We start from the raw sequence: 25,656 nt of genomic DNA on the forward strand, positions 1-25,656 counted from the left end.
CATTGCCTGATCGGCCCTGCGACCCCATCTGGTTCCCATGTCCAGCCCGCTCGCCGACTTCATCCACCGCGCCCAGCGCCTGTTCGTCCTCACCGGCGCCGGCTGCAGCACCGACTCGGGCATCCCGGATTACCGCGATGCCGATGGCCAGTGGAAGCGCACCCCGCCGGTGACCTACCAGGCCTTCATGGGCGAGCTGGCTACCCGCCAGCGCTACTGGGCGCGCAGCCTGCTCGGCTGGCCGCGCTTCGGCCGGGCCGCCCCCAACGGCACCCACGCCGCGCTGGCCGCGCTGGAAGCGCGCGGCCAGCTCGAAGTACTGCTCACCCAGAACGTGGACCGCCTGCACCAGCGCGCCGGCAGCCAGGCCGTCATCGACCTGCACGGCCGCCTCGACCAGGTGCGCTGCATGGGCTGCGACGCCCACATCCCGCGTGAAGACTTCCAGCACACCCTGTTGGCCCACAACCCGGGCTGGGACCAGCTCGACGCCGCGCTGGCCCCGGACGGCGATGCCGACCTGGAGAACGTCGACTTCAGCACCTTCCAGGTACCGGCCTGCCCGCACTGCGGCGGGGTGCTGAAGCCGGACGTGGTGTTCTTCGGTGAAACCGTCCCGCGCGACCGCGTCGCCACCGTGCAGGCGCACCTGGCCCGCGCCGACGCGGTGCTGGTGGTCGGCTCCTCGCTGATGGTCTATTCCGGCTTCCGCTTCGTCCAGACCGCCGCCAATGCCGGTGTGCCGGTGGCCGCGCTCAACCTGGGCCGCACCCGCGCCGACGACCTGCTCAGCCTGAAGGTCGAACAGCCCTGCGCGCCCGCGCTGGCCTTCCTTCTGCCCAGCGCCGCCCGCGCCTGAGCGGCCTTGCGGCGGCAAAGGTGTACTGCCACGAAACACTGATCCATCGACACGGTTGCCTCGCGCGCGAGACAGGAGTGCAATGGCGCCCGGTTTCCCGCATCCGCCAGAGTCCCCCTTGAGTCAGCTTTTCTCCCCCGTGTTCTTTGGCCCGCTGTCGCTGGCCAACCGCATCGTCATCGCCCCGATGTGCCAGTACTCCTCCACCGATGGCCTGGCCAACGACTGGCACCAGATCCACCTGGGCCAGCTGTCCCAGTCCGGTGCCGGCCTGCTGATCCTGGAAGCCACCGCCGTGCTGCCCGAAGGGCGCATCAGCTGGGCCGACCTGGGCCTGTGGAACGATGCCACCGAAGCGGCGCTCAAGCAGGTGATCGACGCGGTGAAGCGCTGGTCGCCGATGCCGCTGGGCGTGCAGCTGGCGCATGCCGGGCGCAAGGCCTCCTCGGCGCGCCCCTGGGAAGGCGGCGGCGCACTGCCGGCGACCGACCCGCGCGCCTGGACCACCCAGGCGCCCTCGCCGATTCCCTTCAGCCCCACCGACCCGACCCCGCAGGCGCTCGACCTGGCCGGCATTGATGCGGTGGTCGAGGCCTTCGTCGCGGCCGCACAGCGTGCCGAGCGGATCGGCCTGGACCTGATCGAACTGCATGCCGCGCACGGCTACCTGCTGCACCAGTTCCTGTCGCCGCTGAGCAACCGCCGCGACGACGAATACGGCGGCTCGCTGCAGAACCGCATGCGCCTGCTGGTGCGCGTGTTCGATGCGGTACGTGAAGCGGTGTCCGAGCGCATTGCAGTGGGCGTGCGCATCTCGGCCAGCGACTGGGTGGCCGGGGGCTGGGATATCGAACAGACCACCACCCTGGCGCACGTGCTGGATGGGCGGGGCTGCCAGTTCCTGCACGTGTCCAGCGGCGGCAACGACCCGCGCCAGCAGATTCCGCTGTCGCCGGGCTACCAGGTGCCGTTCGCCGAGGCGATCAAGGCGCAGAAGCTGCGCATGCCGGTGATCGCGGTGGGCTTGATCACCGACCCGGCCCAGGCCGAGTCGATCCTGCGCCACAGCCACGCCGACGCCATCGCGCTGGCCCGCGGCATCCTCTACGACCCGCGCTGGCCGTGGCATGCCGCCGCCGCGCTCGGCGATTCGCTCGAACCGGCGCCGCAGTACCTGCGCTGCGAACCGCGTGAAGCGCGCGGCGTGTTCATCGCACCGCCACGCTGAAACCGTCCGCAGGCGATGGCAAGCCGCCATCGCCTGCACGGCTCATCCCACGTCGACCCGCCACTCCGCCGGCAGGCCATCGACCACGTGCTGCATCAACGCCCGCACCTTCGGGGTCAGGTCGCGGCGGTCGCTGACGCACAGGAACAGACGCATCGGTTCTGGTGAGGCCTGTGCATCGCCGGCATCGTTGCCTTCGAACAGCGCCTGCAGCTCGCCGCGGGCCAGGTACGGTGCGGCCACGAATGCGGCCAGCCGGGTGATGCCACCGCCGGCCAGCGCCATCGCCGCCAACGCATCGATGTCATCGCTGACCAGCGCCGGACTCACCTCGGCGTCGAAGCGCAACCCATCGCGCACGAATCCCCAGCGCAGGTGGCGCCCATCCTGCGGATGCCGGAACAGCAGGCAGCGGTGTTCGCGCAGTGCTTCGGGTGTGCGCGGCACGCCGGTACGCGCCAGATACGAGGGCGCTGCGCAGAACACGAACGGCACCTGCGCGATTGGCCGTGCCACCAGGCCTTCCTCCAGCTGTGGCTCGATGCGGATGCTCACGTCCACGTCTTCGCGCGCGTGGTCCACGTTGCGGTCGGCCAGCATCAGCTCGATCGCCAGCCGCGGATACCGCGCCTTCAACGAAGGCAGCAGCGGGGCCAGCTTGTGCCGCCCGAAGGACGTGCTGCAGGCGATGCGCAGGCGGCCTTCAGGCGTGGCATCCAGGTCGGTCACTGCGGCCTGGGCGCGTTGCAGGTCGCGCTCGATGTAGCGCACCTGCGCCAGGTACAGCGCGCCGCGTTCGGTCAGCGCCAGCTGGCGGGTGGTGCGGTTGAACAGCCGCACCCCCAGGTGCGCCTCCAGCCGCGCGATGTTCTGCCCGACCGCCGCCGCGCTGATGCCCAGGGTGCGCGCGGCCGCAGCGAGGCTGCCGGCGTCGGCGGTACGGATGAAACTGCGGATTGACTGGAGAATATTCATGATGGCGACCATTCTCGCCGGTCATTGCAAAGATTGTCTTTAGAAAGAGCGAAGCCGGCCCCGTCTATCGGCCTCCACGGCGGGCTCCTATCGTGCTGGCTGCCTTCCCCGGAGTTTGCCCGTGACCCCTGCGCTCGCCCCCCTCGATACCGATCCCGTGGAAACCCAGGAGTGGCGTGAAGCGCTGGAGGCGGTGACCGACGTCGCCGGTCGCCCGCGCGCGCAGTACCTGATCGACCAGCTCACCGACCTGGACGTGCAGCGCCACGGCGACCTGCAGACGCGTGCGTGGACGGCCTACGTCAACAGCATCCCGCTCGAACGCCAGCCGGCCTACCCCGGCGACCTGGCCATCGAGCGCCGGCTCAACGCGATGATCCGCTGGAATGCGATGGTGATGGTGCTGCGCGCCGGCAAGCACTCCAACGTGGGGGGCCACATCGCCACCTATCAGTCCGCCGCGGTGCTGTACGACGTCGGCTTCGATCACTTCTTCCGTGGCCGCACCGACAGTTTCGGCGGCGACATGATCTACATCCAGGGCCATTCCGCACCGGGCATCTACGGGCGCGCGTACCTGGAAGGCCGGTTCAGCGCGGAACAGATGGACAACTTCCGCCGCGAAGCCGACCGCGATGGCTTGTCCTCGTACCCGCACCCGCGCCTGATGCCGGACTTCTGGCAGTTCCCCACCGTCTCGATGGGGCTGGGCCCGCTCACCGCCGCCTACCAGGCGCGCTACATGCGCTACCTGGAATACCGTGGCCTGAAGGAGCACCAGGGCCGCAAGGTCTGGGCATTCCTGGGCGATGGCGAAATGGACCAGCCCGAATCGCTGGCCGCCATTTCCGTGGCCGGGCGCGAGCGGCTGGACAACCTGGTGTTCGTGGTCAACTGCAACCTGCAGCGCCTGGACGGCCCGGTGCGCGGCAACGCCAAGGTCATCCAGGAGCTGGAAGGCACCTTCCGCGCCGCGGGTTGGAACGTGATCAAAGTGCTCTGGGGCGGCGGCTGGGACGCGCTGCTGGCCAAGGACCGCAGCGGCCTGCTGCTGCAGCGGATGATGGAATGCGTGGACGGCGACTACCAGACCTTCAAGTCGCAGAGCGGTGCCTACGTGCGCGAGCATTTCTTCGGCCGCTATCCCGAGCTGCTCGCGCTGGTGGCCGACATGAGCGACGACGACATCTGGGCGCTGACCCGCGGCGGGCATGATCCACAGAAGGTGCATGCCGCCTACGCGCAGGCGGTGGCCACCGCGGGCCGGCCGAGCGTGATCCTGGCCAAGACGGTCAAGGGTTTCGGCATGGGCGAGGCCGGTGAAGGCCAGAACATCAACCACCAGCTCAAGAAGATGAGCGCCGATGCGGTGCGCGCCTTCCGCGACCGCTTCAACCTGCCGGTCAGCGACGATCAGCTCGAAGACATGCCCTACCTGCGCCCGGTACCCGGCAGCGACGAAGAACGCTACTTCGCGCAGCGCCGCCAGGCCCAGGGCGGACAACTGCCGGCCCGGTTGGCCACGGTCGAGGCGCTGCCGGTGCCGCCGCTGTCCACCTTCGCCAGCCAGCTGCAGGGCAGCGGCGAGCGCGGCCAGTCCACCACGATGGGCTTCGTGCGCATCCTCACCACGCTGCTCAAGGACCCTGAACTGGGCAAGCTGATCATTCCGATCGTGCCCGATGAATCGCGCACGTTCGGCATGGAAGGCCTGTTCCGCCAGATCGGCATCCATTCCTACCTCGGCCAGCTGTACACCCCGCAGGACGCCGGCCAGCTCAGCTATTACAAGGAGGCCAAGGACGGCCAGATCCTGCAGGAAGGCATCAACGAGTCCGGTGCGATCTGCTCGTGGATCGCCGCCGGTACCGCCTACAGCAACCACGGCCTGGCCACGATTCCGTTCTACATCTTCTACTCGATGTTCGGCCTGCAGCGGGTGGGCGATCTGGCCTGGGCCGCTGCCGATGCACGCACCCGCGGCTTCCTGCTCGGTGCCACGTCCGGGCGTACCACGCTGATGGGCGAGGGCCTGCAGCACGATGACGGCCACAGCCACGTGCTGTCCTCGGTGATTCCCAGCTGCATTTCCTACGACCCCACCTACAACGCCGAACTGGCGGTGATCATCCAGGATGGCCTGCGCCGGATGTACGTGGACCAGGAAGACATCTACTACTACATCACCTTGCTCAACGAGAACTACCCGCACCCGGCGCTGGTGGAAGGGTCCGAGCAGGGCATCCTCAAGGGCCTGTACCTGCTGCGCGCCGCCAGCGCCAACGCGGCGCCGCGCGTACAGCTGATGGGCAGTGGTTCGATCCTGCGCGAAGTGGAAGCCGCCGCCGCGCTGCTGGAACAGGATTTCGGCATCGCCAGTGACATCTGGAGCGCCACCAGCCTGACCGAAGTGCGCCGCGATGGTCTGGCGGTGGAGCGCTGGAACCTGCTACATCCCGAAGGCGAGCCGCGCGTGCCCTACGTGCAGCAGTGCCTGGCCGGGCATCCCGGCCCGGTGGTGGTGGCCACGGATTACATGAAGATCGTGGCCGACCAGATCCGCCCGTTCGTCGACGGCCGCCGTTTCATCGCGTTGGGCACCGATGGTTTCGGCCGCTCGGATACGCGTGAATCGCTGCGTACGTTCTTTGAAGTGGACCGCCATTTCATCGTGCTTGCCGCGTTGAAGGTGCTGGCCGATGACGGCCTGGTCGAACGCAGCCAGGTGAAGGTCGCGCTCGATCGGTATGCGATCAACCCGGACAAGGTGGATCCGGCGACGGTGTAAGGCGTAGCGATTGAATCCTGCGATGCCGTGAGCACAGTCACGGCATCGACGCGGCGGGCCGGGCTATGTTGCCGGCTCGGCCACGCAGCAGGATCACCTCGCCATGCAGACAAGGAAGTGCGCATCGTCCCTGTATACCGTGTGGTGGATACTGCTCGGCCTGCTGTTGAACCTCATGGCTCCCGCAGCGTTGGCAGCCGAACCCAGCTTGTTCAACCAACTGCGGCAGATTGACCAGCAACAGCCACTCGTTTCCGTACCAGACCGGCTACGTGCTCTTCACAAGACCTACGCGGCCGGCGTACCCGAGGTGTTGACCGACACCGGCTGCAGCACTGTTTCCGCAGATCAACTGGACGATCTGTTCCAGGCCACGGCGTTGCTGGGGTTCTATGAGCGCGATGCAGGCCTGTTGGCACGATTGCGCTGCCTGCACGCCGCACTCGACGCGCACGGTCGCCTCGAACAGGACCACCATCGACAGCTGCGCGGCGCGTTGCTGGCGGCGCGCCGCTTCGAGGACGCCAACGCGCTCCGCGCACGCATGGACACCCCTGGCCCGGTACTGCCCACGATCCGGGGCGACACCCTGATGGCGCGTCCGCTGCTGCGTCTTGCCGAACCGGGTGTGGTGGAACGCGCCGGGCTGGCCACCGATGGCGTGCATGTCATCGCCATGGTCCATCCCTACTGCGGCTTTTCCCGGCGCGCGCTCGAGGAGATCGTGGACAACCCGGACTATGCCTGGCTTCAACCGTATCTGCAGCTGGTGGTACAGAACGGACAGAACTGGCCGGAACGGGACATGCGGGACTGGAACCGGGCCCATCCCGCCTTGCCCATGCAGGCGGCAGTCTCCGATCCGTCCTGGATCGGTTTCGATCTGAGCAGTACGCCCGTGTTCCATCTGGTCCGCGATGGCAAGGTCATCGGCACCGCCAGCGGCTGGAGCGGCGGTGGTGCGGAGTTGACCGGATTGAGGCAGGCACTGGAGGCCGAACTGCGCTGAGCAGCGCCCGGCTTGGTTGCATCTGAGAGCATCGTCCGCGTGCGCACGATGCTCATTTACACTCGCACGATGCGCCCTGATTCCATTCTCACCCTGTCATGCCCGGACCGTACCGGGATTGTCTACCGCGTGTCCGGCCTGTTGTTCGAGCTGGGCTGCAACATCCTCGATGCCCAGCAGTTCGGTGACGAGGAAAGCGGCCGGTTCTTCCTGCGCGTGCACTTCGATCGCGCCGTGGCCCTGTCGCTGGCCGATGTGGAGGCCCGCATGGCCACGCTGGCAGCCGAGTACCAGATGGACTGGCAACTGCACGATGCGCGCCGCAAGGCCCGGCTGCTGGTGCTGGTCAGCAAGCAGGGGCACTGCCTGAACGACCTGCTGTTCCGCACGCACAGCCGCCAGCTCCCGGTGGAGATTGCCGCCGTGGCCTCCAACCACGACGACTTTGCCGCGTTGGCCGGTTCCTACGGGGTGCCGTTCCATCACCTGCCGGTGAACGCCGACAACCGCGCCGTGCAGGAACAGCAGATCATCGACCTGGTCGAGCGTGAGGCCATCGACCTGGTGGTGCTGGCGCGCTACATGCAGATCCTCTCGCCGCGGCTGTGCCAGGCGCTGGCCGGCCGCGCGATCAACATCCACCACAGCTTCCTGCCCAGCTTCAAGGGCGCGCAGCCGTACCACCAGGCGCACGCGCGTGGGGTCAAGATCATCGGCGCCACCGCGCACTACGTCACCGAAGACCTGGATGAAGGCCCGATCATCGAACAGGACGTGGCGCGCGTGGACCATGCCATGACCCCGCGTGACCTGGTGCGGCTGGGCAGCGATACCGAATCACAGGTGTTGGCGCGCGCAGTGCGCCGCCACGTGGAGCACCGCATCCTGCGCAACGGCCACCGCACGGTGGTGTTCCGCTGATCAGAGGATCGCGATCTTCGCCTTGGCCAGCGCCTCGCGCACCATCGCGTCGTTGGCCTCGGTGACCGGCCGGGTCAGGTTCCAATGGAATTTGACCCGGAACCCGGCTTTCACCGCATCCTGCGCACTCCACAGCACGCAGTAGTCGCGCGCCAGGCCGCACACATGCACCTCGCGGATGCCGCGTTCGTGCAACCAGCCAGCCAGGCCGGTGGCGGGGCGGCTGCCGTCCGGGCCGTGGTTCTCGCGGAAGGCGCTGTAGGAGTCCACCTGCTGGCGGGTGCCCTTGCGCAGGATCAGGTCGGCCACGGCCCAGTCCACGCCCGCGTGCAGCGCGGCACCTGCGCTGCCCTGCACGCAGTGGTCCGGCCATAGCGTCTGCGGCTGCGCGTGCAGCAGGATCGCTTCGAACGGCAGATGCCCGGGGTGCTGGCTGGCAAAGGAGGCATGGTCGGCCGGGTGCCAATCCTGGGTGGCCACCACGGTGCGGTAACGGCGCTGCGCCAGCAGGGCGGCAATCGGCGCGACCAGCGCGTCGCCCTGTTCGCAGGCCAGCGTGCCCCCGGGCATGAAGTCCGGCTGCAGGTCGATCACCAGCAGGGCGACATCGGCGGGGAGGGCGCTCATGGCAGGTCCGGCACAACGGAAGAGGGACGACCAGCGTGGCCGCCCCTCGCACGCACGTCAATCGCCCGTGGGCGCACCGTTGTCCTGCCCGTAATACAGCAGCCCGATCTTGATACGTTCACGGCCGTTCTCGCGGCGGTGGCGGTTGGCGTCGCGCAAGGAGTACACGCAGCCGCAGTACTCCTGCTGATAGAACTGCTCGCGCTTGCTGATTTCCACCATGCGCGAGGCGCCGCCGCCCTTGCGCCAGTTGTAGTCCCAGTACTGGATGCCCGGGTAGTGGGTGGCGGCGCGCTGGCCGCAGTCGTTGATCTGGTTCATGTCCTTCCAGCGCGAGATGCCCAGCGAGCTGCTGATGACCGGGAAGCCATGTTCGTGCGCGTACAGCGCGGTACGCACGAAGCGCATGTCGAAGCACATCGTGCAGCGGATGCCGCGTTCGGGCTCGTTCTCCATGCCACGCGCCCGCGCGAACCAGTTGTCGGTGTCGTAGTCGGCGTCCACGAAGGGCACGCCATGCTGCTCGGCGAAGCGGATGTTCTCCTGCTTGCGCAGTTCGTATTCCTTCACCGGGTGGATATTGGGGTTGTAGAAGAAAATCGTGTAGTCGATGCCGGAGGCGGTGATGGCCTCCATGACTTCGCCCGAGCACGGGGCGCAGCACGAATGCAGCAGCAGCCGGGTGTGGCCGTCGGGCAGGAACAGGGTGGGGCGGATCAGTTCGGTCATGCGTAATCTCATCGACCGCACCGCCGGCAACGGCGGCGGTGCGGTCCTTGGGGGTGGCTACACCGCTCAGGCGGCGCTGGCTTCAGCGTTCTCGTCACGCAGTTGGCGTGCGGCGGCCACCAGGGCCTCCAGCGCCGCCCGGGTTTCCTTCCAGCCACGGGTCTTCAGGCCGCAGTCGGGGTTGACCCAGATCTGCTCCGGGCGCAGCACTTCGGCGGCCTTGCGCAGCAGCGCCAGCATCTCCTCCTTGTCCGGCACGCGCGGGGAGTGGATGTCGTACACGCCCGGGCCGATCTCGTTGGGGTACTGGAAGCGCACGAACGCATCCAGCAGCTCCATGCGCGAACGTGAGGTTTCGATTGAGATCACGTCGGCATCCATCGCCGCCACCGAATGGATGATGTCGTTGAACTCGGAGTAGCACATGTGGGTGTGGATCTGGGTGGCATCGCGCACGCCGCTGGCACTGATCCGGAACGCTTCCACCGCCCAGTCCAGGTAGTCGCGCCACTGCGCACGGCGCAGCGGCAGGCCTTCGCGGATGGCCGGCTCGTCGATCTGGATCACGCCGATGCCGGCCGCTTCCAGGTCCAGCACTTCATCGCGCAGGGCCAGCGCGATCTGCCGGCAGGTATCGGCACGCGACTGGTCATCGCGCACGAACGACCACTGCAGCACCGTTACCGGGCCGGTCAGCATGCCCTTCATCGGGCGCTCGGTCAGTGATTGTGCGTACTGCGACCAGCGCACCGTCATCGGCTGCGGGCGGGTGACATCGCCGAAGATCACCGGCGGTTTCACGCAGCGCGAGCCGTAGCTCTGCACCCAGCCGTTCTTGGTGAAGGCGAAGCCATCGAGCTGCTCGCCGAAGTACTCGACCATGTCGTTGCGTTCGAACTCACCGTGCACCAGCACGTCCAGCCCGATCTGTTCCTGCACGCGTACGCAGTGTTCGGTCTGGGTGGCCAGGAAGGCATCGTAGTCGGCATCGGAGAGCTTGCCGGACTTGTTGCGCGCCCGCGCCTCGCGCACTTCCAGCGTCTGCGGGAACGAGCCGATGGTGGTGGTGGGGAAGCGCGGCAGCTTCAGCGCGGCGGCCTGGGCCAGGTGGCGCTGCGGGTAGCGGCTGTGGCGCTGCGCATCGGCCGGGGTCAACGCGGCCAGGCGTGCGGCCACCTCGGGCTTGTGCACGCGTGGCGACTGCCGGCGCGATTCGATGCGCTGGCGCGATTCGGCCAACCCGGCCTCGGCGTGCGGCTTGCCGTCCAGCGCATCGGCCAGCAGGCGCAGTTCCTGCAGCTTCTGCCGCGAGAACGCCAGCCAGCCGCGCAGCTCATCGTCCAGCTTGGTTTCCAGGCCCAGATCGACCGGGCTGTGCAGCAACGAACACGACGGTGCCAGCCACAGCTTGTCCGGGCCCAGGTGGCCATGCGCATAGCGGGCCAGCACCAGCGCGTTGTCCAGGTGGGTACGCCAGATGTTGCGGCCGTTGACCAGGCCGGCCGACAGCACGCGCCCGGCCGGCAGTGCCTTGATCACCGCGTCCAGCTGTTCCGGTGCACGCACCAGGTCCACGTGCAGGCCATCCACCGGCAGCGCGGCGGCCAGTGCCAGGTTGTCGTCGAGTGCACCAAAGTAGGTAGCGACCAGCAGCTTGGGGCGTGCGGCCTCACCCAGTACGGCATAGGCGCGCTCGAATGCGGCGCGGGTGGCGTCGTCCAGGTCCTGCACCAGCACCGGCTCATCGAGCTGCACCCAGTCCGCACCGGCATCGCGCAAGGCCGACAGCAGCTGCACATACACCGGCAGCAGCGCGTCCAGCAGGTCCAGCGCATGGCTGCCATCGGTGGTCTTGGACAGCAGCAGGAAGCTGACCGGGCCCAGTAGTACCGGACGGGTCTGGATGCCCAGCGCCTTGGCTTCACGGTATTCGGCCAGCGGCTTGTCACCACGCAGCGCGAAGCCTTGGCCGGCCTTCAGTTCGGGCACCAGGTAGTGGTAGTTGGTGTCGAACCACTTGGTCATTTCCAGCGCATGCAGGTCGATGCCATCGCGCTGCAGGCCACGGGCCATGGCGAAGTAGCCGGCCAGCGGCTCGGCATCGGCCAGCGCGCGGTAGCGGGCCGGGATCGCATCGAACAGGAACGCGGTATCCAGCACCTGGTCGTAGAAGCTGAAGTCGTTGCTCGGCGGCACATCCACGCCCGCTTCGCGCTGCAGCTGCCAGTGGCGGGTACGCAGCGAACGCGCGGTGTCCTGCAGGGCGTCGGCGTTGCTCTCGCCGGCCCAGTACTGCTCAAGTGCCCGCTTCAGTTCGCGCTTGGCGCCGATGCGGGGAAAACCCAGGTTGGTAACAGTGGTCATGGAACGTGTCCTCATTGCATAAGCGGCATTGAGGAACGAAGGAACCGCGCGCCGTCCACGGCATTGCTGCCGCGCCCGCCCCGCCAGCGACCTTCGCCCCCGCGGGCGAACCGGATGTCGTGGAGCGGACGCACGGGGGCAGCGCCACGCTGACGGCATGGCGGCAGGCCCCGGCAACCTCCCCGCGGACGTTCCAGGTCGAATCAGGGGACGGTCGTGTCCCCCGGCCGGGGCCGGTATTCGGGCTGATGGACCCAGGCGCAACGCGCCTACCTACTACCTGCCGCTTCCCAGGCGGTAAGGCCCAGTGCTGTTGGCAGGATTCGTTTCCATTCACCGCTGCGGGGCAGCTCCGGAATGGGCGCACAAGGCGCCTTCACCGGATTCCCGTTTAAACCCATCCCTTCATCTGCATGAAGAGATGGATACCTTCGGCGAGCACACGATAGGTCTTGGCGCGGGGATGGTCAAGCGGGGTGATGACGCCGGTGGTGCTCAGGCGGCGTGGTGATAGGGCTCGATACCGGCCAGCACGTCGGCCAGCGCGTCGCGGGCCTGGGCTGCGTCGTGCGCCATCTGCAGGTTCAGCCAGAAGATGTCGGCGGTACCGAAGAAGCGCGCCAGGCGCAGCGCGGTATCGGCACTGATGCTGCGGCGCCCGGCGATGATCTCGCTGATGCGGGTCTGCGGTACGCCGATGCGCTGGGCCAGCTTGTACTGGCTGAGCCCGAACGGGATGAGGAATTCTTCCTGCAGGATCTCGCCCGGATGGGGATAGGGGATGGAACGCATGGTGATGTTCCTCAGTGGTAATCGCAGATCTCGACGTCGGTCGGGCCTGTGGCGGTCCAAGCGCCAAGTCGCAGTGCAACGGAACGCGCGGATGGACATGGCGGATCCAGTAGAACGAATAGTATCGTAGCGCGTTAGTAACGTAAAGCGGTAGTATCCGGCGCGGGTTCAACGCGACTACCGCGCTGCGGCGCCCAGTCTGCTCAACCGCTCCGGCCCCTGCATCCATAACGGCGTCTGCTGCGTATCTCTCTGCAAGCCCACCGTGGTGCCGACCCCATGCGAACCCTGCTGCTGCCGATAGCGATGCTTGCCCTGCCGTGCCTGCCTGCCGCCGCCCAGAACGTGCAGCGTCAGGAGGGGCGCGCCTATGCGGCCAGCGGCGGCGCGCTGCTGTACCGCGAGAGCCACTGGCTGCAGGGCCCCGCCGCGACCCAATCGCGGCTGGTGCTGTACCGCTGCGCCGATGGCCGCGCCTTCGCGCGCAAGTGGATGACCCCGCAGGGCAGCGCGCAGACGCCTGATTTCGCCTTTGAGGATGCGCGCACCGGCTACCAGGAAGGTGTGCAGGTCACCGCCGGTGCCCGCAGCGTGTACGTGCGTGAAGACGCGCACGCCGACCGGGTCAGCCGCGCCATCGCGGTTCCGGCCGAGGCGGTGGTCGACGCCGGTTTCGACGCCGCCGTGCTCGGTCATTGGGACACCTTGCAGGCCGGTCGCAGCGTGGCCTTCCAGTTCCTGCTGCCGAGCCGGCATCGGCTGGTACCGCTGCGCCTGCAGCGCGTCGGCACCGTGCAATGGCAAGGCCAGCCGGCCGAAAAACTGCAGATGAAGCTCGACGCCTGGTTCGGTTTCGCGGTGCCGGCAGTGACCCTGGTGTATGCGGCCAACAGCCCGCGCCTGCTGCAGTTCAGCGGCACCGGCAACATCCGTGATGCGCAGGGTCGCTTCCCGCAGGTGCGGGTGGAATTCCCCGCCGGTCCGGTGCCCAGCACCGCTGCGGAGCTGGCCGCCGCACGCGCCCAGCCGCTGGTGAAGACATGCGCCTCCTGAATGCCCTCTTGCAGCCAGCGCCGCGAGCAAGGAGGATGCCGGTACGCCCTTTGCCGACATTGAGCTTGCGATGCCTGAGCTGGACGCTGCCGACACCGGTGCTGCACAGCGCCTCGACGAACTGCTGCTGCGCGTCGCCACAGGCGACCGCCAGGCTTTTGAGACGGTCTACCAGTTGTCCTCCGGGCGCCTGTTTGCGATCTGCCTGCATGTGCTGCGCGACCGCGGCGATGCCGAAGAGGTGCTGCAGGATGTCTTCACCTCGGTCTGGCACAAGGCGGCGCAGTTCGACCGCGCCAAGGCGGCGGCCATGACCTGGTTGTCGATGATGGCGCGCAACCGCGCAATCGACCGTCTGCGTGCGGCCCCGCCGCGTCCGCTGGACGACCTGTCGGTGGCCGAGGAAATCCCGGATTTCGCCCCGCAACCGGCGCAGGCCGCCGAGCAGGCGTCCGACCACGAGCGTCTGGAGCTGTGCCTGGAGACACTGGAGCCGCGTCGGCGCTCGCTGATCCGGCTGGCCTTCCTCGATGGCGCCAGCTATGAAGAACTGGCGCGCCGGATCGGCTCGCCGCTGGGTTCGGTCAAGAGCTGGATCCGCCGTGGGCTGGGCCAACTACGGGTGTGCCTGGAACGATGAACACACGCGATCTCCACGATCTGCACGACGACGGGCAACCGCCGAGCGCCGACATCCTGGCCGGTGAATACGTGCTGGGCGTACTCGATGCCGGCCAACGCGCCGAGGCCGAACGGCGCGTGGCCAGCGATCCGGGCTTCGCGCGGCTGGTGCATCAGTGGGAAAACCGGCTGGCGCCGCTGCTGGAGTCGCTTGGCAGCGAGGAGGTGCCGGCGCATCTGTGGCCGCGCATCCGCACCGCGCTCGGCTGGCCGTCGGTGGCCACGGCACCACCGCGGGTCTGGCAACGCACCGGCTTCTGGCAGGGCATGACCGCCCTGGCGGCCGCACTGGCCCTGGTGGCGGTGTTCAGCCGTCGCGAGCTGGCGCCCAGCGCACCGGTCCCCACGCCGGTGGTGGTGACGCCGACCGCCCCGCCGACCCCGAGCGAACCCGAGCAGGCGACCAAGCCGGTCACCCCGCTGCTGCACGACGATGGCAGCCCGGGTTGGCTGGCCTCGGTCGACAAGGCCCACGGCAAGGTGCTGATGGTGCCGGTGCCGGCTGCGGCCGATGCCGCCGGGCGCGCGCCGGAGCTGTGGCTGATTCCGGCAGGTGGTACCCCGCGCTCGCTGGGCCTGGTCTCGATCGACCGTGCTCACACCGTGGCCGTGCCCGATGCGCTGCGGGATGCACTGGTGAACGGCTCGATGCTGGCGATCACGCTGGAACCGTCGGGCGGTGCGCCGCAGGGCGTCCCGACCGGGCCGATCATCGCCAAGGGCGATATCGCCAACCTGTAATCCTTGGGCCTGCGTGGGTGTCGCTGACACCCGCGCGGGCCGCCGTCGCCACCCGGCTCACGTGGCCTGCACAAAATAACTCCGGATCCGTGCATCCGCCGCGCCGCTTGTCCCGTATCTCCTGCTGAACGCATCAGGAGATCCGCGACATGCCGTCCCGCACCACCCCGGCCGTCTCCCGGTCCCGCCTCCAGGCGGGCTGGGCCACCGTGCGCCGCTGGTTCGATACCGATGCCAGCAGCGCCCCGGTCGAGGCCGCACCGCAGCGCGTGGACTGGGTACGCGCGATCCCGTTCGCGGCGATGCACCTGGCCTGCGTGGCGGTGATCTGGGTGGGGGTGTCCTGGGTCGCGGTGGCCGTGGCGGTGGCGTTGTACGCGGTGCGCATGTTCGCGATCACCGCCTTCTACCACCGCTACTTCTCGCACCGCACGTTCCAGACCTCGCGCACGGTGCAGTTCGTGTTCGCCCTGATCGGCGCGGCCAGCGTGCAGCGCGGGCCATTGTGGTGGGCGGCGCATCACCGCAACCATCACCGCCACACCGATACCCCGGCCGATCCGCATTCCCCGCGCGTGCACGGCTTCTGGTGGAGCCACATGGGCTGGTTCCTCACCGTCGAGGGCTTCCGTACCGACTGGGCGCGGATTCCCGACCTGGCGAAATTCCCCGAGCTGCGCTGGCTGGACCGTTTCGACACCCTGGTGCCGATCGCACTGGCGGCCGCGCTGTTCGGGTTGGGGGTCTTGCTGCAGCACGTGGCGCCCGGGCTGGGTACCAGCGGTGGGCAGATGCTGGTGTGGGGCTTCTTCATCTCCACCGTGGTGCTGTTCCATGCCACGGTCACCATCAATTCGCTGGCGCACCGCTTCGGCCGTCGTCGCTTCGCGACCGGTGACGACAGCCGCAACAACCTGTGGCTGGCGCTGCTGACCTTCGGCGAAGGCTGGCACAACAACCACCATTTCTTCCCGGGCACCGCACGCCAGGGTTTCTACTGGTGGGAAGTGGACATCACCTGGTACGGCCTGCGCCTGATGGCGGCACTGGGCCTGGTACGCGAACTCAAGCCGGTACCGGCCTGGGTACTGGCCAAGGCGGAGCACTGACATGCGTATCGCGATCGTCGGTTCGGGTATCGCCGGTCTGGCCAGTGCCTGGTGGCTCAGCCAACAGCACGAAGTCACCCTGTTCGAAGCCAACGACTACTTCGGTGGGCACACCCACACGCACGACCTGCACATCGATGGCCGCGCGCTGGCGGTGGATACCGGCTTCATCGTCTTCAATCCCGCTCATTACCCGCTGCTGACCGGGTTGTTCGACGAACTCGGCGTGGCCTCCCAACCCACCACCATGAGCTTCTCGGTGCACAGCGCGCGTAGCGGGCTGGAGTACAACGCGACCTCGCTGGATACCCTGTTCTGCCAGCGTCGCAACCTGGTCTCGCCGCGCTTCTGGGGCATGCTCCGCGATCTTCGCCGGTTCTATCGGGAAGCGCCGGCGCTGCTGCAGGGCGACGACGAAGGGCCTTCGCTCGGCGACTACCTCAACGATGGCCGCTACGGGCGCGCCTTCATCGAAGAACACCTGCTGCCGATGGCCTCGGCGCTGTGGTCCTCGCCGACCGCCAGCCTGGCTGCGTTCCCGGCGCGCTACCTGGTGCAGTTCATGGCCAACCACCACATGCTGCAGCTCACCGGGCGTTCGCCGTGGCGGGTGGTGCGTGGAGGTTCGGCGCAGTACGTGAAGGCGCTACGCGCGCGCTGGCAGGTGCGCGAACGGCTGGAGTGCCCGGTGTTTGGCGTGGAGCGGCTTGCGCAGGGCGTGCGTGTGCACAGCGCGGCGGGGCTGGAAGGCTTCGACCAGCTGGTGCTGGCCTGCCACAGCCACCAGGCGCTGGCCCTGCTCTCCGACGCCGACCACACCGAGCGCGCCGTGCTCGGCGCGATCCGCTACCAGCCCAACGAGGTGGTGCTGCATACCGACGCCAGCCTGCTGCCGCGCAACCGCAAGGCCTGGGCAGCATGGAATGCGCACGTGCCGCGCGATCCGATGGCACCGTGCACGGTCAGTTACTGCATGAACCTGCTGCAGGGCCTGGATACCCCGACGCCGCTGGTGGTGACGCTCAACCGCAGCGCGGCGATCGATCCGGACAAGGTGCTGCGCCGCCTGCAGTACGACCATCCCGTGCATGACCATGCAATGGTGCGTGCACAGCAGCGCTGGGCCGAGATCCAGGGCCAGCGCCGCACCTGGTTTGCCGGTGCGTACTGGGGCTGGGGCTTCCATGAAGACGGCATCCGCAGTGCACGGCGCGTGGTCGATGCATTGCAGGCACTGGATACCGAGGCCTACTGGCCGTTGTCCGAGGCGTTGCCGGCATGAGCGCCAGCGCGATCTACCGTGGCCGCATGCACCACAGCCGCCATGTGCCGCATGCGCATGCATTCGGCTACCCCACCGCACAACTGCTGATCGACCTGGATGAACTGGACACGCTGTTCCAGGGCCGCTGGCTGTGGTCGGTGGGCCGGCGCAACCTGGCCGAATTCCGCCGCAGCGACTACCTGGGTGATCCGGCGCAGCCGCTGGCCGAGGCCGTGCGCGACCGGGTTGCCGCCGCGCTGGGGCAGCGCCCGCAGGGCCCGGTCCGGGTGCTCACTCACCTGCGCTACGCCGGCCACGTGTTCAATCCGGTCAGCTTCTACTACTGCTACGCCGCCGACGGCTGCACGCTGGACAGCATCGTGGCCGAGATCACCAACACGCCGTGGAAGGAGCGCCACGCCTACGTGCTGCCGGTGACGCAGGCCGATGCACAGGGTCGCGCGCTGGCCTGGTCGTTCGACAAGCAGTTCCACGTCTCGCCGTTCATGCCGATGGACTGCCGCTACCACTGGCGCTTCACCGCGCCGGGCGAGGACCTGCACGTGCACATGCAGGTCTGGCGCGAGGGCGTGCGCCAGTTCGACGCCGCGCTGTCGCTGCAGCGGCATCCACTCGATGGCCGCGGCCTGGCCCGGGTGCTGCTGCGCTATCCGCTGATGACCCTGCAGGTGGTGGCGGCCATCCACTGGCAGGCACTGCGCCTGTGGCTCAAGCGCAACCCCATCCACGACCACCCTTCGCTTGCGGGAAAACAACCATGAACGACATGACCCGGCCACTCGCGCTGCCCGTGCCCACCGCGCTGGAGGTGTTCCTGCGCAAGCGTCTGCTGGTACAGCTCGGCGCGCTGCAGGGCGGCAGCCTGCACCTGCGCGATGCGCTCGGTGACGTGCTGCTCGGTGATCCAGCCGCGCTGCCGCGCGTAACGGTGTGGGTGGATGACCCGGCGTTCTACCGCGCGGTGGCCGCACAGGGCAGCGTCGGTGCGGGTGAGGCCTACATCCGCGGCGACTGGCGCTGCGATGATCTGGTCGCACTGGTGCAGTTGCTGGTGCGCAACCGGGACCTGCTCGATGGCATGGAGCGCGGGCCGGCTCGGCTCGGTGGCCTGCTGCTCAAGGGCTGGAACCGGCTGCGCCGCAATACCCGTGAGGGCAGCCGCCGCAACATCGCCGCGCACTACGACCTGGGCAATCCGTTCTTCTCGCTGTTCCTGTCCAGCGACCTGATGTACTCCTCGGCCCTGTTCGCCGCACCGGACGATACGTTGGAGACGGCTTCGCAGCGCAAGCTCGCGCGCATCTGCGAACAGCTGCAGCTCACCGCGTCCGACCGGGTGATCGAAATCGGTACCGGCTGGGGCGGCTTTGCGCTGTATGCGGCGCAGCACATCGGCTGCCATGTCACCACCACCACCATCTCGGTGGAGCAATACACCCTGGCCAAACAGCGCGTTGAAGCCGCGGGTCTGCAGGACAGGGTGACCTTGCTGCTGAACGACTACCGCGACCTGGAGGGCGAGTACGACAAGCTGGTCTCCATCGAAATGATCGAGGCAATCGGCGCGCAGTACCTGGATACCTACTTCGCCACGCTCAGCCGCCTGCTCAAGCCTGATGGGCTGGCCCTGCTGCAGGCGATCACCATCGAAGACCAGCGCTACGAGCAGGCCCGGCGCAGCGTGGATTACATCAAGCGCTTCGTGTTTCCAGGCAGCTTCATTCCCGCGCTCAACGCGATCATGGCGGCCAAGACCCGCAGCAGCGACCTGCAGCTGATCGGCCAGCACGACTTCGGGCATTCCTATGCGCTGACCCTGCGTGCCTGGCGCAGGCGTTTCCTCGCGCAGCTGCCGGCCGTGCGGGCGCAGGGCTTCGATGCGCGCTTCATCCGCCTGTGGGAGTTCTACCTGGCCTACTGCGAAGGCGGTTTTCTGGAACGCTCCATCGGTGTCTCGCAGCTGCTGCTGGCCAAGCCGGGGTATCGCGCGCCACTGCAGCGCGAGGTCGGCTGAGATGCTGCGCTTCTGGGCCAATGTGGTGGGCAACCAGCTGGTCTGGCTGTGCGCGGTGGTGGGCGCCGGGCGTGGGCTGCGCTGGCCGGCGCTGCTGGCCGCAACGGTTTACGTGATCACCCAGCTGGCGTGGTCGCCGCAGCCGCGGGTGGAGTTGAAGGTGATGGCGCTGGCGATCGGCTGCGGCCTGCTGGTCGATGGCATCGCCGCAGGCAGTGGGCGGGTGCTGTATGCCGCCGGCAACACGCCGGCATGGCTGTCACCGCTGTGGATTCTGGCGCTGTGGGCCTCGTTCGCGATGACGGTGACGGTCTCGCTGGCGCTGCTGCAACGGCACCTGCGCGTGGCAGCGCTGGTCGGCCTGCTGCTGGCGCCACTGGCGTACCTGTCGGCCGCGCGCGGCTGGGGCGCTGTGCAGTTCACCGCACCGGTCTGGCAGGGGCTGGTGCTGCTGGGGCTGGGCTGGTCGCTGGCATTGCCTTTGTTGGCGGCATGCGCGGGCCGTTGGCAGCGCGGTGCGGCCTCCCTCCCCGTCACCTTGCAGGGAGAGGCACCATGAAGCTGCTCTGGTGGGTCTGGCTGTACGCAGCGGTGATCATGAGCTGGGGCTGGTGGTGGCAACACCGCCACCAGAACATCGGCGTGGTCGATGTGCTGTGGGCCAAGGGCGTGGCCGCCACCGCGTTGCTGCTGGCATGGCTGGGCGACGGCGCGCTGTGGCCGCGGATCGCGTTGGCGGTGCTGGGCGGCGTGTGGGGCGCGCGGCTGGCCCTGCACCTGTGGCACCGCGTGCGCCACGAACCCGAGGATGGCCGCTACCAGCAGCTGCGCCGGCATTGGCAGGGCAATCCCTTGTGGATCTTCGCCTTCTTCCAGTTCCAGGCACTGCTGATCGTATTGTTCGCGCTGCCGTTCGTGGCCGTGGCGCACAACCCGCAGCCGTATCCCTGGGGGTGGATGATCGCCGCGCTCGTGGTGTGGCTGCTCAGCGTGAGCGGTGAGACCGTGGCGGATCGCCAACTGGCGCGCTTCCGCGCCGATCCGGCCAACCGCGGCCGCACCTGCCGGCAGGGGCTGTGGCGCTATTCGCGGCACCCCAACTATTTCTTCGAGTGGCTGCACTGGTTCAGTTACGTGCTGCTGGCGGTGCAGTCACCGCTGTGGTGGCTGGCCTGGTCCGGGCCGCTGGTGATGTACGTGTTCCTGCGCTGGGTCAGCGGCATTCCCTTCACCGAGGCGCAGGCGCTGCGCAGCCGTGGCGAGGACTACCGCGACTACCAGCGCACCACCCCGATGTTGTTTCCGTGGTTTCCCTCCCGTGTTCCGCACCCCCGCAAGGAGTCGTCATCGTGAATGTCGCCAGTGAATACCTGCCAGCACCGGACTACGCCAACGGGCTGACCGGCCTGGCCGAGCGCGGCCTGCTGCCCGATGCGCTGCTGCGGTTGGGCATCCGCCGCCAGTGCGAGGCGAGGTTGCGCGAGGAGTTGGCCGGTGGCGTGCAGGCGCAATCGCAGCGCTTCGCCGAGCGCATCGCCGGCTTGTCGCACAGCGCGGTGGCCCTGCATGTGGATGCCGCCAACCGCCAGCACTACGAAGTTCCCGCAGCGTTCTTCCAGCACTGCCTCGGGCCACGCCTGAAGTACAGCAGCGCCTACTACGCCACCGGCAATGAAAGCCTGGAGGCGGCCGAAGTGGCGATGCTCACGCTGTACGGCGAACGCGCGCAGTTGGCCGATGGCCAGGACATCCTCGAGCTGGGCTGCGGCTGGGGCTCGCTGACCCTGTGGATGGCCGAGCACTATCCGAATGCGCGCATCACGGCGGTGTCCAACTCGGCCAGCCAGCGTGCGCACATCCTGGCGCAATGCCAGGCACGCGGGCTGGGCAACGTCACGGTGATCACCCGCGACGTCAACCACCTGGTGCTGGATGCGGCCGCGTTCGATCGTTGCGTGTCCATCGAGATGTTCGAGCACATGCGCAACTACGCACAGTTGCTGCAGCGCATCCAGCGCTGGCTGCGCCCGGACGGCAAACTGTTCGTGCACATCTTCGCGCACCGCAGCGTGATGTACCCGTTCGAGACCGAGGGCGAGGACAACTGGATGGGCCGGCACTTCTTCACCGGTGGCCTGATGCCCGCCGCTGACACCCTGCTGTGCTTCCAGCAGCATCTGCAGCTGCAGCAGCGCTGGCTGCTGGACGGCACCCATTACCAGCGCACCGCCAACCACTGGCTGGCCAACCAGGACGGCGAGCGCGAGGCGGTGATGGCCGTGTTGCGTCAGTGCTATGGCCAGGCCAACGCGGCGTTGTGGTTCCAGCGCTGGCGGATGTTCTGGATGGCCTGCGCGGAGCTGTTCGGCTACCAGCAGGGCCAGCAGTGGCTGGTGGCCCACTACCTGTTTGCACGCGACTGAGGGCACCGCCATGAAGATGCATGGGTTGTTGGGTGTGTTGGCAGTGGGCGTGCTGCTCGGCGGCTGCGGCGGCAACACCCGCCCGATCCCGCCGGTGGCGCAGGTTGATGTGCCGCGCTTCATGGGGGACTGGTATGTGATCGCGCATATTCCCAGCCGCCCCGAGCGCGAGGCCTTCGATGCGGTGGAGTCGTATGCACTGCGTCCGGATGGGCGCATCCAGACCACCTTCCGCTACCGCAAGGGCAGTTTCCAGGCGCCACTGAAAACCATGCATCCGGTCGGCACGGTCACGCCGGGCAGCCATGGCGCGGTGTGGGGCATGCAGTTCATCTGGCCGATCCAGGCCGAGTACGTGGTGGTCTACCTGGACGCGGAGTATCAGCAGACCATCGTGGGCCGCAGCAAGCGCGACTACGTGTGGCTGATGGCGCGGACCCCACAGATATCCGATCAGGATTACCGCGCCGCCACGGCCCGGATCGCCGCGTTGGGCTACGACCTGTCGCAGCTGCGGCGGGTGCCACAGTCCGCTTCGACAGGGCGCTGAGCGCTTCTGCGGCGTGGTTCTCAGGCCCTGAGAAGGGCTTGGGCGATACTGTCCCCACGGGTGGCGGACAGAGGGTGGCGACGTGGCGGACAAGTACTGCGATCTGGTCATGAAGGGCGGCATCACCAGCGGCATCGTGTATCCCAACGCGGTGCTGTCACTGGCCAGCGAATACCGTTTCAAGAGCATCGGCGGCACCTCGGCAGGCGCCATCGCCGCTGCGGTGGCCGCTGCCGCCGCACTGGGTGATCGCCGTCGCCATGCCGGGCAGGACGTGGGCGAGCTGGTGGGCTTCCCCGGGTTGGCGGCGGTATCGGCACAGCTGTCCACGCGCGGCTTCATCTACAGCCTGTTCCAGCCGGCGCACGGCGCGCGCACCGCCTATCGCCTGCTGGTGATGCTCACCGGGCGCTCCAGCCTGCCGCGCAAGATCGCCTGCCTGCTGGCGGCGGTGTTCGCCATCGCGCCGCTGGAGCTGCTAGGGGCGCTGGCGCTGCTGCTGGGTACGGGCTGGCTTGCCGCCGGCTTCGATGGGGTGGTGGCCACGCTGCTGCCGTCGTTGTTGTGCGCCTACGGCGCCGGCGTGCTGGCCGCCGCGCTGCGGGTGGCGCGGGTGGCGCGGCGCAACCTGTTGGGGCTGTGCAGTGGGGCCACCCAGGCCGATGCCTCCGCGCCGGCGCTGACCGACTGGCTGCACGAGCGCCTGCAGGCCCTGGCCGGCAAGCCGCTGGACCAGCCGCTCACGTTTGGCGATCTGCATCAGGCCCCGCGTTATGGCGGCGAGCCGGTGGGCGCACACGCGATCAGCCTGCAGATGATCACCACCTGCGTGTCGCATTCCGAGCCGCGCACCCTGCCGTTCCATGCCGCGCACTTCTGGTTCGTGCGCGAGGAATTCGCCCAGTTGTTCCCGGCCAACGTGGTCGATTGGCTGGTGGCCCAGGCCGGCGCGCCCGAGCGCGTCGACGGGCGCGACTATTACCGGCTGGTCGACGGCGAGCAGATGCCGGTACTGGTGGCGACCCGCATGAGCCTGAGTTTCCCGTTGCTGATCAGCGCGGTGCCGCTGCACGAGCCGGCGCGGCGCGAGCGTCGCTGCGAGCCCGGCGAAGAGGCGGTGCCGCGGCGCGACAACAGCAACGTCGCCGACAGCATGGAAGGGCTGACCAGTGGCGGCCAGAACTGCGGCCCGGTGATCACCGCGTTCCGCGTGTGCTGGTTCTCCGACGGCGGCATCAGCAGCAACTTCCCGATCCACCTGTTCGATGCGGCGCTGCCGCGCTGGCCCACGTTCGGCATCAACCTGGCCTACCCGCGGCATGCCGATGCCAGCAACGTCCCGGCCGATGCCGGCGAGGTGGCGCAGATCGAGCGCTCGGTGTTCCTGCCCACTGAGAACCGTCAGGGCTGGCAGCGCAGCTACCATTCCATCGCCCAGCCGCTGGCAGCGGCGGAGATGTCCGGTTTCCTGTTCTCCATCGTCTCGACCATGCAGAACTGGCGCGATGTGCTGCAGGCGCGTGCACCGGGTTACCGCGACCGCATCGTGCACGTCTCGCTGCAGGGCGACGAGGGCGGCATGAACCTGGACATGGCGCAGGACGTGCTCAGCCGCATCGCGGCCAAGGGCAGCGTGGCCGGCGAGCGCTTCTGCGATTTCTCCTTCGAGAACCACTACTGGATCCGTTGGCGCAATCTGGCCTCGGCCTATCAGCGCTATACGCTCGACGTGGCACGCACCGATGACCCGGCCCAGCGCGTGGTCGCCTGGGCGGGGGCCTACGACAGCGTCGCCAACGGCGAGCCACCGCCGCCGTCGTACCGGTTGGGCTCGGAAGACAAGCGCCGTGAATCGCAGCAGCTGTGGCGGATGATGGTCGAGCAGGGCCAGAGCTGGGAAGACCTCGGCCCGGACCTCACCGAAGGCGCGCCCCGGCCATTGCCGCAGATGAAGGTGACGCCGATCTATTGAGGCGCGCGCGTACCACGCATAACGTGGCTGGCACAGGTAGTGCCACGCCATGCGTGGCAGCGGTGCAACGGCGCCGCAATGCCCCCTAAGCCCGCCCAGGCAACTGCGCGAACGCACGCTGCATGCAGTCCTCACGCGGGCACACCCGGCAACCAGGGCCGATCGACACCGAGTTGCCCGGGCTCTGGATATCCAGCCCGCGCGAGTAGATCAGCCGTTCGGCGTGCTGCAGGTCGCAACCCAGTGCCACCGCGAAGGTCTTGCGCGGTTGCCCGTGCCCCACCGGCCCGCTGCTGACCTGCCGCGCCAGCCAGAAATGGCGGCGCCCATCGGGCATGCGTGCGGTCTGGGTCAACACGCGGCCGGGCTGGTTGAAGGCCTCGTAGACGATCCACAGCGGGCACGAGCCACCCACCTGCGAAAAGTGGAAGTCGGTGGCCGAGTGGCGCTTGGACACATTGCCGGCGCGGTCCACGCGGATGAAGAAGAACGGCAGGCCCGGTGCACTGCGTCGTGCCAGCGTGCTCAACCGATGGCAGACCGCCTCGAAGCCCACGCCGAAGCGATGCGCCAGCGCATCGATGTCGTAGGCACTGTGCTCGGCGGCGCGCAGGAACTGCGCATACGGCATCACCAATGCCCCGGCGAAGTAGTTGGACATGCCGATCCGGGCCTGTGCGATCTGCTCCGGTTCGCGGAACCCCGCGCGTGCGATCACCGCGTCGATCTGTGCGGCATAGCCCAGCAGCGCCAGTTCGGCGGCCATCTGGAACGCCTGCTGGCCCGCCTCCAGGTAGTCGGGCAGCCACAACGTGCGGCTGCCGCCGTCGTAGACGCGCTTCTCGCGCCCGGCCTGCAGCGGCCCCACCTCCACCAGCACGCCGTGGCGGTCGGCCAGCAGCTGGCGCAACCGCGGTGCCACGTGCCCGGCCACCAGCCCCCATTCGCCGAACAACTGCTCGGCCAGGTCATCCAGCTCCGGGATGTGGTTGTGCATGCGGTTGAAGAAATCGCGCACCTGGTCGCCGGCCGGCAGCGCCTGCCCGGCATGCACGTCGCCGAGCTGGAACTCCAGCGCGGCGGCATGCTCGCGCAGCATCAGGTGGCGGCGGTGCAGGTCGAGCAGGGCACGGCTGATCTGCGGCAGGTTGCCCGCCATCGCGCGCAGCTCGGTGCTGCTGACATCGTCCAGGCCCAGGTCGCGTAGGGTCTCGCCCAGCGATTCCTGCAGCGCGCCGGGCTCATCCACGTCGAACAACCCGGAAACGTCGCCCAACACCTCGTGCAGACGGCTCTGCACCGCCGGGGTCAGCGGGCGCTTGTTGCGCTCGATCTGGTTCAGGTAGCTGGCCGACAGCCCCAGCGCCCGCGCCAGCGCCACCTGGCTGTAGCCACGTTGCTCACGCAACTTCAGCAGGCGCAGGCCGATCTGGCGTTGGGGCAGCTGGCTATTCACAGAATTCACAATAATCGTAGCGGGCATTGGCCAGATTAAGCGTATACAGCCCGGAAATCGAGCGTGGTGGTGTGAATAAT

General features: G+C 68.1%; 23 protein-coding genes and 1 riboswitch. Of the genes, 17 read left to right on the forward strand and 6 right to left on the reverse strand.

The features are described from left to right. Positions 1–37: 37 nt before the first annotated feature. Positions 38–859, forward strand: coding sequence for an NAD-dependent protein deacetylase (locus AC3IPM_RS01135; RefSeq protein ID WP_489302096.1), 822 nt, complete (start codon positions 38–40; stop codon positions 857–859). Between the two features lie 82 nt (positions 860–941). After that, positions 942–2,087, forward strand: coding sequence for an NADH:flavin oxidoreductase/NADH oxidase (locus AC3IPM_RS01140; RefSeq protein ID WP_489302097.1), 1,146 nt, complete (start codon positions 942–944; stop codon positions 2,085–2,087). Positions 2,088–2,129: 42 nt separating this feature from the next. On the opposite strand, the gene AC3IPM_RS01145 is transcribed toward AC3IPM_RS01140, so the two are convergent. Continuing rightward, positions 2,130–3,062 carry a substrate binding domain-containing protein gene (locus AC3IPM_RS01145; RefSeq protein WP_489302098.1) on the reverse strand — a complete coding sequence of 311 codons (933 nt, stop codon included), beginning with the start codon at positions 3,060–3,062 and terminating at the stop codon, positions 2,130–2,132. A gap of 121 nt (positions 3,063–3,183) precedes the next feature. Here AC3IPM_RS01145 and aceE point away from each other — a divergent pair, with 121 nt between their 5' ends. The 3 genes from aceE to purU all read left to right on the forward strand — a co-directional run bounded on the left by aceE (position 3,184) and on the right by purU (position 7,780). Further along, on the forward strand, positions 3,184–5,850 hold the full coding sequence (gene aceE, locus AC3IPM_RS01150; protein WP_489302099.1) for a pyruvate dehydrogenase (acetyl-transferring), homodimeric type: 2,667 nt from the start codon (positions 3,184–3,186) through the stop codon (positions 5,848–5,850). A gap of 208 nt (positions 5,851–6,058) precedes the next feature. Then, a complete protein-coding gene (locus AC3IPM_RS01155) occupies positions 6,059–6,859 on the forward strand; it encodes a hypothetical protein (RefSeq protein ID WP_489302100.1) in 801 nt (266 codons plus the stop codon). A 69-nt stretch (positions 6,860–6,928) separates the two neighbouring features. Next, positions 6,929–7,780: a formyltetrahydrofolate deformylase gene (purU, locus tag AC3IPM_RS01160; protein ID WP_489302101.1), complete on the forward strand. Its 852-nt coding sequence runs from the start codon at positions 6,929–6,931 to the stop codon at positions 7,778–7,780. Here purU and pncA read toward each other — a convergent pair whose 3' ends face one another. The 4 genes from pncA to AC3IPM_RS01180 form a co-directional block, all read right to left on the reverse strand. Then, complete coding sequence (gene pncA, locus AC3IPM_RS01165) at positions 7,781–8,407, reverse strand: bifunctional nicotinamidase/pyrazinamidase (protein WP_489302102.1); 627 nt, start codon at positions 8,405–8,407, stop codon at positions 7,781–7,783. 57 nt (positions 8,408–8,464) lie between these two features. Then, positions 8,465–9,136, reverse strand: a complete 672-nt coding sequence (locus AC3IPM_RS01170; RefSeq protein WP_489302103.1) for an epoxyqueuosine reductase QueH — start codon at positions 9,134–9,136, stop codon at positions 8,465–8,467. A gap of 66 nt (positions 9,137–9,202) precedes the next feature. Continuing rightward, positions 9,203–11,500 carry a 5-methyltetrahydropteroyltriglutamate--homocysteine S-methyltransferase gene (gene metE / locus AC3IPM_RS01175; RefSeq protein ID WP_489302104.1) on the reverse strand — a complete coding sequence of 766 codons (2,298 nt, stop codon included), beginning with the start codon at positions 11,498–11,500 and terminating at the stop codon, positions 9,203–9,205. Between the two features lie 214 nt (positions 11,501–11,714). Further along, positions 11,715–11,949: riboswitch (cobalamin riboswitch) on the reverse strand. A gap of 46 nt (positions 11,950–11,995) precedes the next feature. Then, positions 11,996–12,292, reverse strand: a complete 297-nt coding sequence (locus AC3IPM_RS01180; protein ID WP_489302105.1) for a HigA family addiction module antitoxin — start codon at positions 12,290–12,292, stop codon at positions 11,996–11,998. A gap of 279 nt (positions 12,293–12,571) precedes the next feature. Here AC3IPM_RS01180 and AC3IPM_RS01185 point away from each other — a divergent pair, with 279 nt between their 5' ends. From AC3IPM_RS01185 to AC3IPM_RS01240, 12 genes are all read left to right on the forward strand, one after another. Then, on the forward strand, positions 12,572–13,345 hold the full coding sequence (locus tag AC3IPM_RS01185; protein ID WP_489302106.1) for a hypothetical protein: 774 nt from the start codon (positions 12,572–12,574) through the stop codon (positions 13,343–13,345). Between the two features lie 70 nt (positions 13,346–13,415). After that, positions 13,416–13,985 (forward strand): sigma-70 family RNA polymerase sigma factor, encoded by a 570-nt coding sequence (locus tag AC3IPM_RS01190; protein WP_489302107.1) that lies wholly within the window; start codon positions 13,416–13,418, stop codon positions 13,983–13,985. Next, positions 13,982–14,767, forward strand: a complete 786-nt coding sequence (locus tag AC3IPM_RS01195) for an anti-sigma factor (RefSeq protein WP_489302108.1) — start codon at positions 13,982–13,984, stop codon at positions 14,765–14,767. The genes AC3IPM_RS01190 and AC3IPM_RS01195 overlap by 4 nt, the downstream gene beginning before the upstream one ends. Positions 14,768–14,916: 149 nt before the next feature. After that, positions 14,917–15,876, forward strand: coding sequence for an acyl-CoA desaturase (locus tag AC3IPM_RS01200; protein ID WP_489302109.1), 960 nt, complete (start codon positions 14,917–14,919; stop codon positions 15,874–15,876). 1 nt (position 15,877) lies between these two features. Beyond that, positions 15,878–17,158: an NAD(P)/FAD-dependent oxidoreductase gene (locus AC3IPM_RS01205; RefSeq protein ID WP_489302110.1), complete on the forward strand. Its 1,281-nt coding sequence runs from the start codon at positions 15,878–15,880 to the stop codon at positions 17,156–17,158. After that, positions 17,155–17,922: a DUF1365 domain-containing protein gene (locus AC3IPM_RS01210; protein ID WP_489302111.1), complete on the forward strand. Its 768-nt coding sequence runs from the start codon at positions 17,155–17,157 to the stop codon at positions 17,920–17,922. The genes AC3IPM_RS01205 and AC3IPM_RS01210 overlap by 4 nt, the downstream gene beginning before the upstream one ends. Continuing rightward, entirely contained in the window at positions 17,919–19,175 is a 1,257-nt protein-coding gene (locus tag AC3IPM_RS01215; protein ID WP_489302112.1) for a class I SAM-dependent methyltransferase, read from the forward strand. Before AC3IPM_RS01210 ends, AC3IPM_RS01215 begins: the two co-directional genes overlap by 4 nt. A gap of 1 nt (position 19,176) precedes the next feature. After that, on the forward strand, positions 19,177–19,734 hold the full coding sequence (locus AC3IPM_RS01220) for a DUF2878 domain-containing protein (RefSeq protein WP_489302113.1): 558 nt from the start codon (positions 19,177–19,179) through the stop codon (positions 19,732–19,734). Continuing rightward, entirely contained in the window at positions 19,731–20,528 is a 798-nt protein-coding gene (locus AC3IPM_RS01225) for a DUF1295 domain-containing protein (RefSeq protein WP_489302114.1), read from the forward strand. Before AC3IPM_RS01220 ends, AC3IPM_RS01225 begins: the two co-directional genes overlap by 4 nt. Beyond that, positions 20,525–21,598: an SAM-dependent methyltransferase gene (locus AC3IPM_RS01230; RefSeq protein ID WP_489302115.1), complete on the forward strand. Its 1,074-nt coding sequence runs from the start codon at positions 20,525–20,527 to the stop codon at positions 21,596–21,598. The genes AC3IPM_RS01225 and AC3IPM_RS01230 overlap by 4 nt, the downstream gene beginning before the upstream one ends. A 10-nt stretch (positions 21,599–21,608) precedes the next feature. Next, complete coding sequence (locus tag AC3IPM_RS01235; protein WP_489302116.1) at positions 21,609–22,148, forward strand: lipocalin family protein; 540 nt, start codon at positions 21,609–21,611, stop codon at positions 22,146–22,148. A gap of 82 nt (positions 22,149–22,230) precedes the next feature. After that, positions 22,231–24,120: an RpoH suppressor gene (locus AC3IPM_RS01240; protein ID WP_489302117.1), complete on the forward strand. Its 1,890-nt coding sequence runs from the start codon at positions 22,231–22,233 to the stop codon at positions 24,118–24,120. Between the two features lie 85 nt (positions 24,121–24,205). Here the strand turns inward: AC3IPM_RS01240 and AC3IPM_RS01245 are convergent, their stop codons facing one another. Then, on the reverse strand, positions 24,206–25,576 hold the full coding sequence (locus AC3IPM_RS01245; RefSeq protein ID WP_489303988.1) for a helix-turn-helix domain-containing protein: 1,371 nt from the start codon (positions 25,574–25,576) through the stop codon (positions 24,206–24,208). Positions 25,577–25,656: the final 80 nt, after the last annotated feature.

This window comes from Stenotrophomonas sp. GL_111 (assembly GCF_057835245.1).

Bases quoted from the DNA above. Each gene is read 5' to 3' on its own strand.
- purU (WP_489302101.1), top strand. From the start codon at position 6,929: ATGCGCCCTGATTCCATTCTCACCCTGTCATGCCCGGACCGTACCGGG.
- AC3IPM_RS01200 (WP_489302109.1), top strand. From the start codon at position 14,917: ATGCCGTCCCGCACCACCCCGGCCGTCTCCCGGTCCCGCCTCCAGGCG.
- AC3IPM_RS01145 (WP_489302098.1), bottom strand. From the start codon at position 3,062: ATGAATATTCTCCAGTCAATCCGCAGTTTCATCCGTACCGCCGACGCC.
- metE (WP_489302104.1), bottom strand. From the start codon at position 11,500: ATGACCACTGTTACCAACCTGGGTTTTCCCCGCATCGGCGCCAAGCGC.
- AC3IPM_RS01235 (WP_489302116.1), top strand. From the start codon at position 21,609: ATGAAGATGCATGGGTTGTTGGGTGTGTTGGCAGTGGGCGTGCTGCTC.
- AC3IPM_RS01170 (WP_489302103.1), bottom strand. From the start codon at position 9,136: ATGACCGAACTGATCCGCCCCACCCTGTTCCTGCCCGACGGCCACACC.
- AC3IPM_RS01215 (WP_489302112.1), top strand. From the start codon at position 17,919: ATGAACGACATGACCCGGCCACTCGCGCTGCCCGTGCCCACCGCGCTG.
- AC3IPM_RS01140 (WP_489302097.1), top strand. From the start codon at position 942: ATGGCGCCCGGTTTCCCGCATCCGCCAGAGTCCCCCTTGAGTCAGCTT.
- AC3IPM_RS01190 (WP_489302107.1), top strand. From the start codon at position 13,416: ATGCCTGAGCTGGACGCTGCCGACACCGGTGCTGCACAGCGCCTCGAC.
- AC3IPM_RS01185 (WP_489302106.1), top strand. From the start codon at position 12,572: ATGCGAACCCTGCTGCTGCCGATAGCGATGCTTGCCCTGCCGTGCCTG.
- AC3IPM_RS01195 (WP_489302108.1), top strand. From the start codon at position 13,982: ATGAACACACGCGATCTCCACGATCTGCACGACGACGGGCAACCGCCG.
- AC3IPM_RS01180 (WP_489302105.1), bottom strand. From the start codon at position 12,292: ATGCGTTCCATCCCCTATCCCCATCCGGGCGAGATCCTGCAGGAAGAA.
- AC3IPM_RS01220 (WP_489302113.1), top strand. From the start codon at position 19,177: ATGCTGCGCTTCTGGGCCAATGTGGTGGGCAACCAGCTGGTCTGGCTG.
- AC3IPM_RS01205 (WP_489302110.1), top strand. From the start codon at position 15,878: ATGCGTATCGCGATCGTCGGTTCGGGTATCGCCGGTCTGGCCAGTGCC.
- pncA (WP_489302102.1), bottom strand. From the start codon at position 8,407: ATGAGCGCCCTCCCCGCCGATGTCGCCCTGCTGGTGATCGACCTGCAG.
- AC3IPM_RS01210 (WP_489302111.1), top strand. From the start codon at position 17,155: ATGAGCGCCAGCGCGATCTACCGTGGCCGCATGCACCACAGCCGCCAT.
- AC3IPM_RS01135 (WP_489302096.1), top strand. From the start codon at position 38: ATGTCCAGCCCGCTCGCCGACTTCATCCACCGCGCCCAGCGCCTGTTC.
- AC3IPM_RS01225 (WP_489302114.1), top strand. From the start codon at position 19,731: ATGAAGCTGCTCTGGTGGGTCTGGCTGTACGCAGCGGTGATCATGAGC.